This is a genomic window from Streptomyces sp. NPDC005141 (genome assembly GCF_053599975.1).
The window spans coordinates 13,429-27,570 of record NZ_JBSFYW010000019.1 but is presented as its reverse complement, the minus strand read 5'-3'; the positions used below and the strand labels follow the sequence as shown (position 1 = coordinate 27,570).

General features: G+C 72.5%; 15 protein-coding genes. 7 read left to right on the top strand and 8 right to left on the bottom strand.

Annotation, left to right across the window (positions count from 1 at the left end):
• The first annotated feature begins 108 nt into the window (after nucleotides 1–108).
• The gene (locus tag ACWD68_RS17255) at nucleotides 109–804 is read left to right on the top strand and encodes a transcriptional regulator (RefSeq protein ID WP_451807256.1); all 696 of its coding nucleotides are present in this window, start codon (nucleotides 109–111) and stop codon (nucleotides 802–804) included.
• Between the two features lie 122 nt (nucleotides 805–926).
• Here the strand turns inward: ACWD68_RS17255 and ACWD68_RS17250 are convergent, their stop codons facing one another.
• The 5 genes from ACWD68_RS17250 to ACWD68_RS17230 form a co-directional block, all read right to left on the bottom strand.
• Complete coding sequence (locus ACWD68_RS17250) at nucleotides 927–1,166, bottom strand: DUF6213 family protein (protein ID WP_451807255.1); 240 nt, start codon at nucleotides 1,164–1,166, stop codon at nucleotides 927–929.
• Nucleotides 1,167–1,191: 25 nt separating this feature from the next.
• Nucleotides 1,192–2,583, bottom strand: coding sequence for an NADP-dependent succinic semialdehyde dehydrogenase (locus ACWD68_RS17245; RefSeq protein WP_451807254.1), 1,392 nt, complete (start codon nucleotides 2,581–2,583; stop codon nucleotides 1,192–1,194).
• Between the two features lie 108 nt (nucleotides 2,584–2,691).
• The gene (locus ACWD68_RS17240; RefSeq protein ID WP_451807253.1) at nucleotides 2,692–3,168 is read right to left on the bottom strand and encodes an NUDIX domain-containing protein; all 477 of its coding nucleotides are present in this window, start codon (nucleotides 3,166–3,168) and stop codon (nucleotides 2,692–2,694) included.
• Nucleotides 3,165–4,703 carry an ATP-dependent DNA ligase gene (locus ACWD68_RS17235; protein WP_451807252.1) on the bottom strand — a complete coding sequence of 513 codons (1,539 nt, stop codon included), beginning with the start codon at nucleotides 4,701–4,703 and terminating at the stop codon, nucleotides 3,165–3,167. Before ACWD68_RS17235 ends, ACWD68_RS17240 begins: the two co-directional genes overlap by 4 nt.
• An 83-nt stretch (nucleotides 4,704–4,786) precedes the next feature.
• A complete protein-coding gene (locus tag ACWD68_RS17230) occupies nucleotides 4,787–5,731 on the bottom strand; it encodes an NAD(P)/FAD-dependent oxidoreductase (protein ID WP_451807251.1) in 945 nt (314 codons plus the stop codon).
• Nucleotides 5,732–5,808: 77 nt separating this feature from the next.
• On the opposite strand from ACWD68_RS17230, the gene ACWD68_RS17225 reads away from it, so the two are divergent.
• From ACWD68_RS17225 to ACWD68_RS17200, 6 genes are all read left to right on the top strand, one after another.
• The gene (locus ACWD68_RS17225) at nucleotides 5,809–6,453 is read left to right on the top strand and encodes a helix-turn-helix domain-containing protein (protein WP_451807250.1); all 645 of its coding nucleotides are present in this window, start codon (nucleotides 5,809–5,811) and stop codon (nucleotides 6,451–6,453) included.
• Between the two features lie 130 nt (nucleotides 6,454–6,583).
• A complete protein-coding gene (locus tag ACWD68_RS17220; RefSeq protein WP_451807249.1) occupies nucleotides 6,584–7,561 on the top strand; it encodes an NADPH:quinone oxidoreductase family protein in 978 nt (325 codons plus the stop codon).
• Entirely contained in the window at nucleotides 7,558–8,760 is a 1,203-nt protein-coding gene (locus ACWD68_RS17215; protein WP_451807248.1) for an acyl-CoA dehydrogenase family protein, read from the top strand. The genes ACWD68_RS17220 and ACWD68_RS17215 overlap by 4 nt, the downstream gene beginning before the upstream one ends.
• Entirely contained in the window at nucleotides 8,757–9,863 is a 1,107-nt protein-coding gene (locus tag ACWD68_RS17210) for an acyl-CoA dehydrogenase family protein (protein WP_451807247.1), read from the top strand. The genes ACWD68_RS17215 and ACWD68_RS17210 overlap by 4 nt, the downstream gene beginning before the upstream one ends.
• A gap of 206 nt (nucleotides 9,864–10,069) precedes the next feature.
• Complete coding sequence (locus ACWD68_RS17205; protein WP_451807246.1) at nucleotides 10,070–10,939, top strand: phosphatidylinositol-specific phospholipase C/glycerophosphodiester phosphodiesterase family protein; 870 nt, start codon at nucleotides 10,070–10,072, stop codon at nucleotides 10,937–10,939.
• A 104-nt stretch (nucleotides 10,940–11,043) separates the two neighbouring features.
• The gene (locus ACWD68_RS17200; RefSeq protein WP_355772382.1) at nucleotides 11,044–11,238 is read left to right on the top strand and encodes a hypothetical protein; all 195 of its coding nucleotides are present in this window, start codon (nucleotides 11,044–11,046) and stop codon (nucleotides 11,236–11,238) included.
• 12 nt (nucleotides 11,239–11,250) lie between these two features.
• Here ACWD68_RS17200 and ACWD68_RS17195 read toward each other — a convergent pair whose 3' ends face one another.
• The 3 genes from ACWD68_RS17195 to hypE form a co-directional block, all read right to left on the bottom strand.
• The gene (locus tag ACWD68_RS17195; RefSeq protein ID WP_451807245.1) at nucleotides 11,251–12,480 is read right to left on the bottom strand and encodes a phosphodiester glycosidase family protein; all 1,230 of its coding nucleotides are present in this window, start codon (nucleotides 12,478–12,480) and stop codon (nucleotides 11,251–11,253) included.
• A gap of 75 nt (nucleotides 12,481–12,555) precedes the next feature.
• Nucleotides 12,556–12,912, bottom strand: a complete 357-nt coding sequence (locus tag ACWD68_RS17190; protein ID WP_451807244.1) for a DUF779 domain-containing protein — start codon at nucleotides 12,910–12,912, stop codon at nucleotides 12,556–12,558.
• A 216-nt stretch (nucleotides 12,913–13,128) separates the two neighbouring features.
• Complete coding sequence (hypE, locus tag ACWD68_RS17185; protein ID WP_451807365.1) at nucleotides 13,129–14,118, bottom strand: hydrogenase expression/formation protein HypE; 990 nt, start codon at nucleotides 14,116–14,118, stop codon at nucleotides 13,129–13,131.
• Between the last annotated feature and the right edge of the window lie 24 nt (nucleotides 14,119–14,142).

Below are 14,142 nucleotides of genomic sequence, written 5' to 3'. Positions count from 1 at the left end.
CCGGCTGGACCTGGGACATCGCCGGACCGGCGCGACCGGGGGCACGGAGTCCCGGCGTGGCACCCTGGTCGAAGGGGCTCGGAGTCAGCCGGACCGAAGGAGCACGCGATGACGCCGACGGCCAGGGAACTGCTGGAGAGCACCACCGGGAATCTCGCCCCGGATCCCCATGCCAACCGGCTGCTGCCCGTGATCGCCAGGGGCGCCGCCCAGCGCACCACGCTCGTGGCTCTCGCACTCGAACAGCGCCATGTGATCGCCGCGGACCACCGCGCGTTCCTGCATCTGGCCGAACGGTCGGCGATCGGCACCCGGACGTCGGCCCCCGACCCGGCGTGCGCCGCCTTCTTCGAGATGCTCGCGGAAGGTGAGGCGCTGGCCCAGGAGCGGCTCGCCGCTTTCGCCGCCGCCGTGGGGGCCGACGAGGCGCGGACGTCCGCGTACGAGCCGCTCGCCGACTGCCAGGCCTATCCCGCGTATGTCGCCTGGCTCGCCCTGAACGGGGAGCCGGCCGACGTGGTCCTCGCGCTCGGCGCCAACATCGCGGTGTGGGGTGGCTATTGCGAGACGATCGCCGAGGCGCTGCGCCACCACTACGGCTTCGCCGACGAGGCCTGCGGCTTCTTCGACTTCTTCGCCGCGCCCGCCCCCGAGCTGGAGCGCAGGGCGCTGAGCGCCGTGCAGGCCGGGCTCGACGCCGGACGGGTCTCGCAGGACGACGTCCACCGCTACGGGCGGCTGCTCCAGGCGTACGAGACGAAGTTCTGGCACGCCCTGTGGGAGCTGGACCAGCGGGTCGCCTGACACACCGGGCCTGCGGGGCCCGCGGAGCGTCGGGCGCGGGGCCCGTGGGGCGTCGGATGGCCGCTCGGCGGGCCTCCGGCGCCCGGTACGGGGCGGCGCGCCAGAGACATGGCGCCTGCCGCTCAGCCCGCGCTCGTCCCGCTGCTGTGCGCGATGCAGGCGACGTCGATCCGGTCGGCCAGCTTGGCCAGTTCGATCGTGAGCGCGGCCACCGTGTCCTCGTCGAGGCCGTCCTGGCCGGCCTCCACCAGATGCAGCCACCGGCCGCCCACCGTGCGCAGCAGCTTGCTGACGTCGGCGGCCGACACCTGCAACGTGCCGCGGTCGTCGACGATCAGAGGGAGGGTCACTTCGCGGTTCACAGGGGGGATCGTAACTGCGGAACGCTCACGCTCCGTGCCATACGGTGGTGATGTTGCAGAACTCTCGGATTCCGTGCCCCGACAGCTCACGTCCGTAGCCCGAGCGCTTCTCCCCGCCGAAGGGGAACGCGGGGTGCGAGGCCGTCATCCCGTTGACGAACACCCCGCCCGCGTCCAGATCGCGGACGAACCGCTCCACCTCGGCCTCGTCGCGCGTCCAGACGTTCGAGCTCAGCCCGAACGGGGTGTCGTTGGCCATGGCCAACGCCTCGTCCAGATCGGCCGCCCGGTACAGCGTGGCGACGGGCCCGAAGGTCTCCTCCAGGTGGATGCGCATCGCGGGGGTGATGTCGGTGAGCACCGTCGGCGCGTAGTACCAGCCGTCGCCGAAGCCGTCGGGGCGTTCACCGCCGCACAGCACCGTCGCGCCGTTCTCCACCGCGTCGTCGACGAGTTCCTCCAGGTCGGCGCGGCCCTGCTCGGTGGAGAGCGGCCCGATCTCGGTGTCCTCCTCGAGCGGGTCGCCGATCTTGAGGGCCCCCATGCCCGCCGCGAACCGCTCGGCGAAGGCGTCGAACACGTCGGTGTGCACGATGAACCGCTTGGCCGCGATGCACGACTGACCGTTGTTCTGCGCGCGCGCCGTCACGGCGATCTTCGCGGCGCGTTCGACGTCGGCGGACGGCATCACGACGTACGGGTCGCTGCCGCCCAGCTCCAGCACCGTCTTCTTCACCTCGTCCCCGGCGACCGAGGCGACCGCCCGGCCGGCCGGTTCACTGCCGGTCAGGGTGGCCGCCTTGACCCGGGGGTCCCGCAGGATGCCCTCGACCGCCCCAGAGCCGATCAGCAGCGTCTGGAAGCAGCCCTCGGGGAAGCCCGCCCGGCGGAACAGGTCCTCCAGATAGAGGGCGGTCTGCGGCACGTTCGATGCGTGCTTGAGCAGGCCCACATTGCCCGCCATCAGCGCGGGCGCGGCGAAGCGGACCACCTGCCAGAGCGGGAAGTTCCACGGCATCACGGCGAGCACCGGTCCGATCGGCCGGTAGCGCACGAGGACCCGGGAGGCCCCGGAGTCCGCGGCGTCGGCGGGGGCGGCCATTTCGTCGGCCAGCAGGTCCTCGGCGTGGTCGGCGTACCAGCGCATCGCCTTGGCGCATTTGGCGGCCTCCGCCCGGGCCTGCTTGACCGGCTTGCCCATCTCGGTGGTCATCACCCGGCCGATGTCCTCCAGTTCCTCGTCCAGGAGACCGGCGGCGCGGTGCATGAGCCGTGCCCGCTCGGCGAACGAGGTGGTGCGATAAGTGCGGAACGTGGCCTCGGCGGCATCGAGCCTGCGCTCGATCTCCTCGGCGCCGAGCGCGTCGTACGTCTTGAGCGTCTCGCCGTTCGCCGGGTTCACCGTCGCGATGGGCATGGCCGACCTCCTGAAAGCGGGCTGTTCCTCGACCCTCCCGCGCGGCGCGGTGCGGCGCAACGCGGAGGGCGTCTCGGGGAGCCGGCGCACCTGGCCGGACACCGGCTCTCAGTCCGAGTGCTCCGCCAGCCGGTCGAGAAACACGGCCTGCGCCTTCACGATCAGTGTCCGGGCCCGGTCCGGGGTCATCCACTCCACCCGGTCCAGCTCGGGGAACTCCTGCCGCTGTCCCGACTTCGGCGGCCACTCCATGGTGAACGTGCCGGGGACCACGGTCGCCGGATCGAGCTCCGCCTCGATCGCCCAGGCCGTGACGACCTTGCCGTTCGTCTGCGTGACCTCGCCGAGCGGGACCGCCTCCCCGTCGGGCGGCGGCAGCCCGAGCTCCTCCCGGAACTCGCGACGGGCCGCGTCCCAGGCCGTCTCGTCGGGCTCGTACTCGCCCTTGGGAACGGTCCAGGCACCCGCGTCCCGCCGTGCGAAGAAAGGGCCGCCCATATGGCCGAGCAATACTTCCAGGCCGCTGTCGGTGTGCCGGAACAACAGCAGGCCGGCGCTCCTCTTTCCGTGCTTCTCCGCGCTCATCGCGACACCTCCGGGTGTGCGGCGAGCAGGCTGTCGACCGTGTCGGCCTCGGCAGGCGGCTTGTCCTCGCGATAGCGCACGACCCGGGCGAAGCGCAGGGTGACACCGGCGGGGTAGCGGGTGGACCTCTGCAGGCCGTCGTACGCGATCTCGACGACGAGTTCGGGCCGTACGGTCACCACGTGGCCGTCGTCCTCGACGGCCAGCTCCCGGAGCCGTTCGGTCTGCCAGGTGAGCATCGCGTCGGTCATGCCCTTGAACGTCTTGCCGAGCATGGCGAAGGAGCCGTCGCCGGTGCGGGCGCCCAGGTGCAGGTTCGAGAGCTTGCCGGTGCGCCGCCCGTGGCCCCACTCGGCCGCCAGGACCACCAGGTCGAGGGTGTGCACGGGCTTGACCTTCAGCCAGGACGCTCCGCGCCGCCCCGCGCTGTACGGGGCGTCGAGGGCCTTCACGACGACGCCCTCGTGGCCCCGGGCCAGCGTGTCGGCGAGGAACCTCTCGGCCTCGGCGGCATCGTCGGGCCCCGGCACCAGCGTCCGCCGGACCCGCATCGGCTCGGGCACCAGCCGTGCCAGTTCCGCGTGCCGCTCGGTGAACGGCAGGTCCAGCAGTTCCCGCCCGTCGACGGAGAGGGCATCGAAGAACACGGGGGAGACGGGCACCGTCCGCGCGGCCGTCGCCACGTCCACGCGGGACCCCACCCGGCCGGCCGTCTCCTGGAAGGAACGCGGCCGCCCCCGGTCGTCCAGCGCGATCACCTCACCGTCCAGGATGAACCGCTCGCCCCGCAACTCCATTGCCGCGACGGTGAGTTCGGGCAGCCGGTCGGTGATGTCGTCGAGAGTGCGGGTGTACACGCGGACCTCCTCGCCGTCGCGGTGCAGTTGTACGCGGATGCCGTCGAGCTTCTCCTCGACCGCGCAGGCGCCGAGCTTGCCGACCGCCTCGGACACGGAGGCGGCGGTGTGCGCCAGCATCGGAAGCACCGGGCGGCCGACGGTGAGCCGGAACCCGTCCAGGGCTCCCGGGCCGTCCGCGAGGAGGGCCCGCGCCACCGCCTGCAGCGAACCGGCGAGCATCACCGCCCGTCGTACATCCTCCGCGGGTGCGCCGGTCGCCTCGGCGAGCCCCTCGACCGCGACCGCGTCCAGCGCGCCCTGGCGAACCTCACCGGTGAGCAGCCCGAACAGGAAACGCTGTTCGTCCTCGGTGGCCGCCGCCATCAACTCGCCCACCAGGCGGGCCCGTTCGGCCTGTGAGCCGGTGCCCGAGACCTTGCCGAGCGCGGTGAGCCGGGCGTCCACCTCGCGCACGGTGAGGGTGGGTCCGGCGGCGGGGTCGACCCGTCTGCTCAGCACCTTCCAGCCGATGCCGAGCCGGCCCTGCGGCAGCCGCCCCGCCAGATACGGGATCACGATCGGCACGTCGTCCGCCTCGGCGTCCCGGAACAGCTCCGCGAGCAGAGCGGTCTTCCGGGACCGCGCCGAGGTGGCGGCGACCTCCTGGGACACATGGGCGAGCCGGCTCAGCAGCATGCAGCCATGGTGCAACGCCGACGCCGGGTTCACACCCGTACGCGCGTGGCGGCCTGCCCGGACACAACCTTCTGCAACACCCTTCAGCCCTGCCCCCGCGCCACGGCCGCGTCGAGGTCGGTGAAGAGGAGTTCGCCGTTGAGGGTGGCCGCCGCGCGGTAGCCGCCGCTCGCCGCGTTCACGACCTGCTCGGCGAAGCCGGTCGCGTTGCCCGCCGCCCAGACGCCCGGCAGGCTCGTCAGCCCGGTCGGGTCGATCACCGGGTAGGAGCCGAACGGGGTCTCCGTCAGCTCGGCGCCCAGCCGTTCGAGCAGACCGGTCTGCGGCACGGCGCGGGGCGCCACGAACAGCACCGTGCGCTCGTGCGTGGACCCGTCGGCCAGGCGGACGCCGGTGAGGCGGTCGGCCTCGACCACCAGCTCCGCGACCTCGCCCGGCACCACGGCGACCCCCGCGGCGGCGAGCCGGCGCAGGTCCTCGTCGGGGAGCCGGTCCTCGCCGACCGTGTGCAGGAACAGCGTCACGTCCTTCGACCACTGGCTGACCATCAGTGCCTGGTGCACGCTCATCGGCGTACTGGCCAGCACGCCGAAGGCCTGGTCGCGGACCTCCCAGCCGTGGCAGTACGGGCAGTGCAGCACATCGCGTCCGAAGCGCTCGGCGACGCCCGGCACCGGCGGCAGCTCGTCGACCAGCCCCGTCGTGACGATCAGGCGGCGCGCGTGGACCGTGCGCCCGGCCCCGACGGTGACGTCGAACTCCCCGGCACCGTCCCGGACCACGTCCACCACCCGGTCCCGGACGATCTCCACCCCGTACCCCTCGACCTCCCGCCGGCCCGCCGCGAGGAAATCGGCGGGCGGCATACCGTCCCGGGTCAGATAGCCCTGCAGGTGCGCGGCGGGCGCGTTGCGCGGCTCGCCCGCGTCGACGACGAGGGTGCGGCGCCGCGCCCGGCCGAGGACCAGCGCCGCGGAGAGCCCGGCCGTGCCGCCGCCGACGACGACCACTTCGTATGTCTCGGTCATGGTGACCACCTCCACCCAGAAGGTCGCCCGGTACCCGCCGGATTGACAAATGGCTTTGCCGATTCTGCAATGAGGGCATGAATGACGCGGCCCATGCGGGTGTGAGTGACGGAGTCCGGCACGGAGCGGGCGGCGACGCGGCGACGGACGAGGTTCTCGCCGAGGTGGGTCCGCGACTGCGCCGGATCCGGAAGGACCGCGGCGCGACGCTGGCCGGACTGTCCGAGGCGACCGGGATCTCCGTGAGCACGCTGTCGCGCCTGGAATCGGGGCTGCGCAAGCCCAGCCTGGAGCTGCTGCTGCCCATCGCGCGGGCCCACCAGGTCCCGCTGGACGAACTGGTCGGCGCCCCGCAGGTCGGCGATCCCCGGGTGCGCTCCGAGCCGATCGTGCGGTACGGCCGGACGCACTGGCCGCTGACCCGCCAGCCCGGCGGACTCCAGGCCTACAAGGTGGTCGAACCGCAGCGGGCGATGGCACCGGATCCGCGCACGCACGAGGGCTACGAGTGGCTGTACGTGCTGTCCGGGCGGCTGCGGCTGGTGCTCGGTGAGCACGACGTCGTGCTGGGGGCGGGGGAGGCGGCGGAGTTCGACACCCGGGTTCCGCACTGGTTCGGGTCGACGGGGGAGGGGCCCGTGGAGTTCCTGAGCCTGTTCGGGCCGCAGGGGGAGCGGATGCACGTACGGGCGCGGCCCAAGGTGCGGGGCAAGGAGCTGTGAGAACGGGCGGCGGGGCCGCCGGCGTGCGGCGTGGCGAAGACGACGGGCGCCTCCTGTTCCCAGGTGGGCAAGCGACCGCTTAGTATGCGCTCGACCCCGGTCAGACGACGCAGTCCCCTGGAGGCCCCGCATGCAGGCATGGCAAGTGCACCAGACCGGCGAGCCCGCAGAGGTGATGCGCCTCCAGGAGGTGGATCGGCCGACGCCCGGTGACGGCCAGGTCCTGCTCAAGGTGCGCGCCGCGAACATCAACTTCCCGGACGCGCTGATGTGCCGCGGCCAGTACCAGGTCAGGCCGCCGCTGCCGTTCACGCCCGGTGTGGAGATCTGCGGCGAGACCGAGGACGGCCGCCGGGTGATCGCCAATCCCGCGCTGCCCGACGGCGGATTCGCGGAGTACACGATCGCGGACGCCGCGGCCCTGCTGCCCGCGCCCGACGCCCTCGACGACGCCGAGGCCGCGGCCCTGCACATCGGCTACCAGACGGGCTGGTTCGGCCTGCACCGCCGGGCCCGCCTCGAAGCCGGCGAGACCCTCCTCGTCCACGCCGCCGCGGGCGGGGTCGGCAGCGCGGCCGTCCAGCTCGGAAAGGCGGCGGGCGCCACCGTCATCGGTGTCGTGGGCGGCGCCGACAAGGCCGCCGTGGCGCGCGAGCTGGGCTGCGACGTCGTCATCGACCGGCGAGCCGAGAACGTCATCGGCGCCGTCAAGGAAGCGACCGGCGGACGCGGCGCGGACGTGATCTACGACCCCGTCGGCGGCGAGGCCTACACCCAGTCCACCAAGGTCGTCGCCTTCGAGGGCCGGATCGTGGTCGTCGGCTTCGCGAGCGGCTCGATCCCGAGCCCCGCGCTGAACCACGCCCTCGTCAAGAACTACGCGATCCTCGGCCTGCACTGGGGCCTGTACAACACCAAGAACCCGAAGCTGGTCCTGCACTGCCACGAGCAGCTCACCGAGCTGGCCGCACGGGGCGCGATCAAGCCGCTGGTGAGCGAGCGGGTGCCGCTGAGCGGGGCCGCCGCCGCCGTGCAGCGGGTCGCCGACGGAGTCACCACCGGACGGATCGCCGTGGTGCCCGCACTTCAGAACGGAGCCGCCGCATGACCGACGCAACCGAACTGCGCCGCCGCACCCAGGAGTTGCTGGCCGCGCATCCTCCCAGGGAAACCGATCGCCTGGACTTCCTGAAGGCGCGCTTCGACGCCGGGCTCGCCTGGGTGCACTACCCGGAGGGCCTCGGCGGACTCGGCGCCCCGCGCAGCCTCCAGGCTGTCGTGGACGCCGAGCTGGCGGCCGCGGACGCGCCCGACAACGACCCGCGGCGGATCGGCATCGGCCTCGGCATGGCCGCTCCGACCATCCTCGGCTTCGGCACGGAGGAGCAGAAGCGGCGCTTCCTGCGGCCCCTGTGGGTCGGCGAGGAGGTGTGGTGCCAGCTCTTCAGCGAGCCCGGCGCGGGCTCGGACCTGGCCGCCCTCGGCACCCGCGCGGTCCGCGCGGACGGCGATGAGACGGGCAGCGGGGGAGAGTGGGTGGTCAACGGGCAGAAGGTGTGGACCTCCAGCGCCCACGTCGCCCGTTGGGCCATCCTCATCGCCCGCACCGACCCGGACCTGCCCAAGCACCGAGGCATCACCTACTTCATCTGCGACATGACCGACCCGGGCGTCGACGTACGGCCGCTGCGCCAGATCACCGGCGAGGCCGAGTTCAACGAGGTCTTCCTCACCGACGTCCGCATCCCCGACGCGCACCGCCTCGGCGAGGTCGGCGACGGCTGGCGGGTCGCCCAGACCACGCTGATGAACGAGCGCGTGTCCATCGGCGGCATGCGCATCCCGCGTGAGGGCGGCATGATCGGCCCGGTCTCCAAGACCTGGCGCGAGCGGCCCGAACTGCGCACCCACGACACGCACCAGCGGCTGCTGAAGCTGTGGGTCGAGGCCGAGGTCGCCCGGCTCTCGGGCGAGCGGCTGCGTCAGCAGCTCGTCGCCGGCCAGCCCGGCCACGAGGGCTCCGGGATGAAGCTCGGCTTCGCCCGGCTCAACCAGGAGATCAGTGGACTGGAGGTCGAACTCCTCGGCGAGGAAGGCCTGTTGTACGAGGACTGGACGATGCGTCGGCCGGAACTCGTCGACTTCACCGGCCGGGACGCCGGCTACCGCTACCTGCGCTCCAAGGGAAACAGCATCGAGGGCGGGACCAGCGAGGTCCTGCTGAACATCGTCGCCGAACGCGTCCTGGGCCTGCCGTCCGAGCCGCGCACCGACAAGGACGTCGCATGGAAGGACCTCGCCCGATGAGCCAGGAGAGCACCCAGCCCGATCTCCTCTACACCGAGGAGGAAGAGGCGCTGCGGGCCGCCGTCCGTGACCTCCTCGCCGACCGCTGCGCCCCGGCGGACGTCATCACCCGCAGCGAGTCGGGCGCTCCGCACGACCCCGAGCTGTGGAAGGCCCTCTCGGAGAGCATGGGCCTCGCGGGCCTCCTGGTGCCCGAGGAGCGGGGCGGCCAGGGTGCCACGCACCGCGAAGCCGCCGTGGTCCTGGAGGAGTTGGGCCGCGCGGTCGCTCCCGTGCCCTATCTGACGAGCGCCGTCGTCGCGACCGAAGCGCTGCTGGCCTGTACGGGACCGGTCGCGGCCGACCTGCTCGCCGCGCTCGCCTCCGGCCGGACCGTGGGCGCCCTGGCCGTCCCGCTGAACGTCGGACCGGGCGGCGCCTACCAGGTCGTACGGCTGGAGAACGGTGCCCTGCACGGTGAACTGACGGGAATCGCGGACGCGGGCGCCGCCGACGTCCTGCTGGTTCCGGCCGAGGACGGCGGGCTCCACGCCGTCGACGCGGACGCCGTCACGATCGTCCAGCAGAGCTGTCTCGACCAGACCAGGCCGCTCGCCCGGATCACCCTCGACGGAGTTCCCGCACGGCCGCTCACCACGGACGCGCCGACGGCCGTGCGGCGCGCGCTGCGGGCCGGCGCCGGACTGCTCGCCTCCGAGCAGCTCGGGCTCGCCGACTGGTCGTTGACGGAGACCGTCCGCTACCTCAAGGAGCGCAAGCAGTTCAACCGGCCGGTCGGCGGATTCCAGGCGCTCAAGCACCGGCTGGCCCAGGTGTGGCTGGAGGTCGTCAACACGCGCGCCGCGGCGCGGAACGCCGCCGACGCGTTGGCCACCGGCAGCGCGGACAGCGACGTGGCGGTCGCGGTCGCCCAGGCGTACGCGGCACCCGTCGCTGTGCACGCCGCCGAGGAGGCGCTCCAGCTGCACGGCGGCATCGGCATGACATGGGAGCACCCGGTGCACCTCTATCTGAAGCGCGCCAAGGCCGACTCGATCGCGTACGGCACGGCCGGCGCGCATCGCGCGGCACTGGCCGAACTGGTCGATCTCCAAGCGCCCTGACACCCTTTCGACTGAAGCCCGCCCCACCTGGGGCGGGCTTCTCCCGTGTGCCCGAGACGGGCGGGGGAACGCCGTGTCCCCCGCGGATCCGGTGAAGTGAACGCGTAGCGTCGGTCCGGCCAACTCCCTTCACGGCAGGGTTCCTTGAGCCCTGCCGACCGCATACTCCCTGAGGTCCCGTACGGCACCCTCAAGGGAGGCGGAACATGGCCCCTACCACCCGTCGCAGAGCTCTCACCACCCTCGGCGCCGCCCTCGCGGGCTCGATCGCCCTGCCCGCTTCGCGGGCCCTGGCAGGCGAGGCGAAGCCCCACCCCCATGCGCACCCCCTGTGGCGCGCCCACGCCCACAACGACTACGACCATCCGCGCCCCCTCTTCGACGCCCTCGACCACCGGTTCGGCAGCGTCGAGGCGGACATCTACCTCGTCGGCGGCCAGCTCCTGGTCGCCCACGACCCGGTGGACCTCGATCCCACCCGCACGCTCGAATCCCTCTACCTCGGCCCGCTGGCCGCCCGCGTCCGTGCCAACCACGGCTCGGTGTACCGGGGTTACCGCAGGCCGCTCCAACTCCTCATCGACATCAAGACCGAGGGCTCCTCGACGTACCTCGAACTCGACCGGCATCTGCGCCGCTACCGGCACCTGTTCACCACGTACGCGCACGGCCGGGTGCACCCCGGCCCGGTCACGGCCGTGATCTCCGGGGACCGCGCCGCGCGGGCTCCCATGGAGGCGCAGACCGTGCGCCGCGCCTTCTACGACGGCCGCCTCACCGACCTCGGCAGCGCCGCCCCCGCCTCCTTCGTCCCGCTGATCAGCGACAACTGGGCACTCAACTTCAGCTGGCTGGGCGCGGGCCCGTTCCCGGACGCCGAGCGCGAGAAGCTGCGGGGCATCATGGCGGCCGCGCACGCGCGCCGGCAGAAGGTCAGGTTCTGGGCGACACCCGATCTGGCGGGTCCGGCACGCGAGGCGCTCTGGCGCGAACTGCTCGCCGCCGACGTCGATTACCTCAACACCGATGACCTGGGCGGTCTCCAAGAGTTCCTGGACGCCCACGACCGGCGGTAGAACACCACTCGTTCGGAGGACACGTCAACCGCCCGGGCGAACCCTCCGCTACGCCACACTTGCGGCCGAACGCCGCGAAGTGGACGTGGCGGAGGAGGTTGACGATGGCCATTTCCATCTCTGTGGTGCTGCTTCTCCTGTTGCTGGCGGTGATCTTCCTCCGTAACGGAGGGCTGAAGATCTCCCACGCCCTGGTCTGCGCCCTGCTCGGGTTCCTGCTGGCCAGCACGAGCATGGCCCCGACCATCCACAGTGGCCTCACCGCGACGGCGGACATCGTGGGCAGTCTGACGCCATGACGTGCCGCCGCGTCACGGGCGCGCGAACACCCCGATGCCGTTCGGGACGGGACGCTCGGCGCCGCCGCTCGGGTGGTTGAGGACGCTGACGGTGTCCGCCCCCGCCTGCCGGGCCACCATCGTGGTGGATCCGCCGCCGTCCAGGCTGAAGGCGTCCAGCGAACCCAACCGCCGCATCGCCGCCGTCACTTCGGCGATGGTGAGCCCGTTCCGGAACTCCGGGGCGCCGTCCAGGGCGAGGAGCTGCATGCGGCGCCCGTGGTCGGAGAAGCCCACCGCGGTCCGTACGGCGGAGGTCTTGTCGTCCAGACCCGGCAGCGGCACGCCGTCGCTCATCATCGGATAGCCCCCGAGCGCGAAGCGGTACGGCACCCGGGAGGACTCCGCGACCAACCGGTGCCGCACCCCGACCCGTTCGCCCACGGACAGCTTCCGCAGCTGCCGGGCGCCCTCTTCGCGGCCCACCAGCACGGTGGTGCCGGACGCGATGGGGCCGCTGCCCGGAGTGTCGGCGGCGGACACGACCTTCCCGCGGCGGACCGTCACCTCGTAGGTGTCGGTGCTGCACGGCGCGGCCCGGTCGGTGTCCGTGCCACAGGTCGCCCGCACCCGGGAGACGCTGCCCCAGTCCGCGGTGAACGCGCCGACGGAACCGACCGGGAGCGCGTACTGGTTGAACCCGCCGAGCGGCCAGGTGCCGTCGGAGCTGCGGACGGACCCGTCGAGGGCCACGCTGTCCAGCCGGGCCCGGCGGTCGACGCCCACACCGAACACGTCCTCGGTGGTCGTGCCGGGCGGCAGCGCCGGTCCGAAACGCTGACCGTCGGGGACCGCGGCCTTGAGCCCGCGACCGCTCGCGATCGCCGGACCGACGGTCGCGCCCGTCGCCTCGACCCCCGGATGCTGGGTCTCCGCGATGTTGAAGAAGTCGCCGTTGACTCCGGCGACGGCGCCCCGGGAGTCGGCCAGCCGGGAGACGGGCGCCCGGGACGCCACGACTCCCGGGTACAAGAGGTCGACGCGCACATGAGGATTGCGCAGATCGACGCTCAATACGTGCGCGTGCGCCATCCCCTTGGCCGCCGGGATGTCCAACTGCGTGTACTCGACGCCGGGCGCGATGTCCGCCGCGCCCTCCGCGCCGCTGGCCGGTGCCGCCCCGGTCAGGGCGATACCGGCCAGCGCTCCGCATGCCGTGAAGACCGTCAGTGCCGTTCTGAACCGTCCGTCGCGACGCGTCACGGTGCCCCCTGATGTCTCGTCAACTTTCGCAGGACTCAGGGGAATTGCACCAGAGGTCGGTGCCCGGGCCGGTGGCTAGGCGCCGACGACGCGGGAACGGATCAGAAAACGCACTCCTTCGGGTGCCTCGAGAGAGAAGCCACTGCCCCGGCCCGGCACGACGTCCACGATCAGCCGCGTGTGGCTCCACAGTTCGTACTGGCTCTTCGACATCCAGAAGGTCACCGGCTCCTCGACGCCCTCGACCTCCAGCTCGGCCAGCAGGACGTCGGAGCCGCCGGTGCGGAACTCGCCCTCCGGGAAGCACATGGGCGCGCTGCCGTCGCAGCAGCCGCCCGACTGGTGGAACATCAGCGGTCCGTGCAGCGTGCGCAGTCGCCGCAGCAGCTCGGAGGCGGCGGGGGTCAGCTCCACACGTGGGACGACGTCCATCGGCTCTCCCCCTCGGGTCTCGCGGCTCTCACACGTCGTGCGCGGCCCCGCCGCGGACGCACCGCCCGCAGGGGCACGACTCAGCCGACCATCCCGGACGTTGCGAGGGGGTTGCACGCGTTGGACCCGAAAGAGGCCGGCCCCCGGTTGACGCCCGCTTGGTGCGGGTCGTCACCGGGGACCGGCCTCGGGAGTGCCGGGTTCGGCGAACGGCTGTCAGCAGATGCGCGGCAGCTGCTCTCCGAGCGGCATGTCCACCACGCGGGTGCCGCCCAGACCGGTGGCCGCGACCACGATGCCGGGGTGGTCGGGGACGCAGTGGCCGATCGCCACGGACTCCTTGCCGAGCGGGTGGGCGCGCATCGCCGCGAGCACGGCGTCGGCGTGCTCCGGAGCCACGAACGCCACCAGCTTGCCCTCGTTGGCCACGTACAGCGGGTCGAGGCCGAGGAAGGCGCAGGCGTTGGCGACCGTCTCCGGGATGGGCAGGGACCGCTCGTCGAGCGCGATGCCGACTCCCGCGGCCGCGGCGATCTCGTTCAGGGAGGTGGCCAGGCCGCCACGGGTCGGATCGCGCAGCACATGAAGGTCGGGGCAGACGGCCAGCATGTCCGCGACCAGACCGGCCAGCGACGCGGTGTCGCTCTGGATCTCGACGCCGAACTCCAGCCCCTCCCGCACGCTCATGATCGCCACCCCGTGCACGCCGATCGGTCCGCTGACCAGCACCACGTCACCGGGTGCCGCGCGCTGCGGGCGGATGTCGACGCCGTCCGGGATCAGGCCGATCCCGGCGGTGTTGATGAAGATGCCGTCGCCGTGGCCCGCGTCGACGACCTTGGTGTCGCCGGTCGCGACCACCACCCCGGCCGTCCGGGCCGCCTCGCCCAGCGCCTCGGCCACGCGCCCCACGACGGAGAGCTCGACGCCCTCTTCGAGGATGAACCCGCAGGAGAGGTAGGCCGGTACGGCCCCCGCCATGGCCAGGTCGTTGACCGTGCCGTTGACGGCGAGGTCCCCGATGCTGCCGCCGGGAAAGAACAGCGGCCGGACGACGAAGGAGTCGGTGGAGAAGGCGAGCCGGGCGCCGCCCAGCCGCAGATGCGCGGAGTCGCCGAGCTCCGCGAGCACATCGTTGCCGAAGGCCGGCGCGAACAGGTGCTCCACCAGTTCGGCGGAGAGCGTGCCGCCACCGCCGTGCCCCATCACGATCCTGTCGTGGTCGCGCAG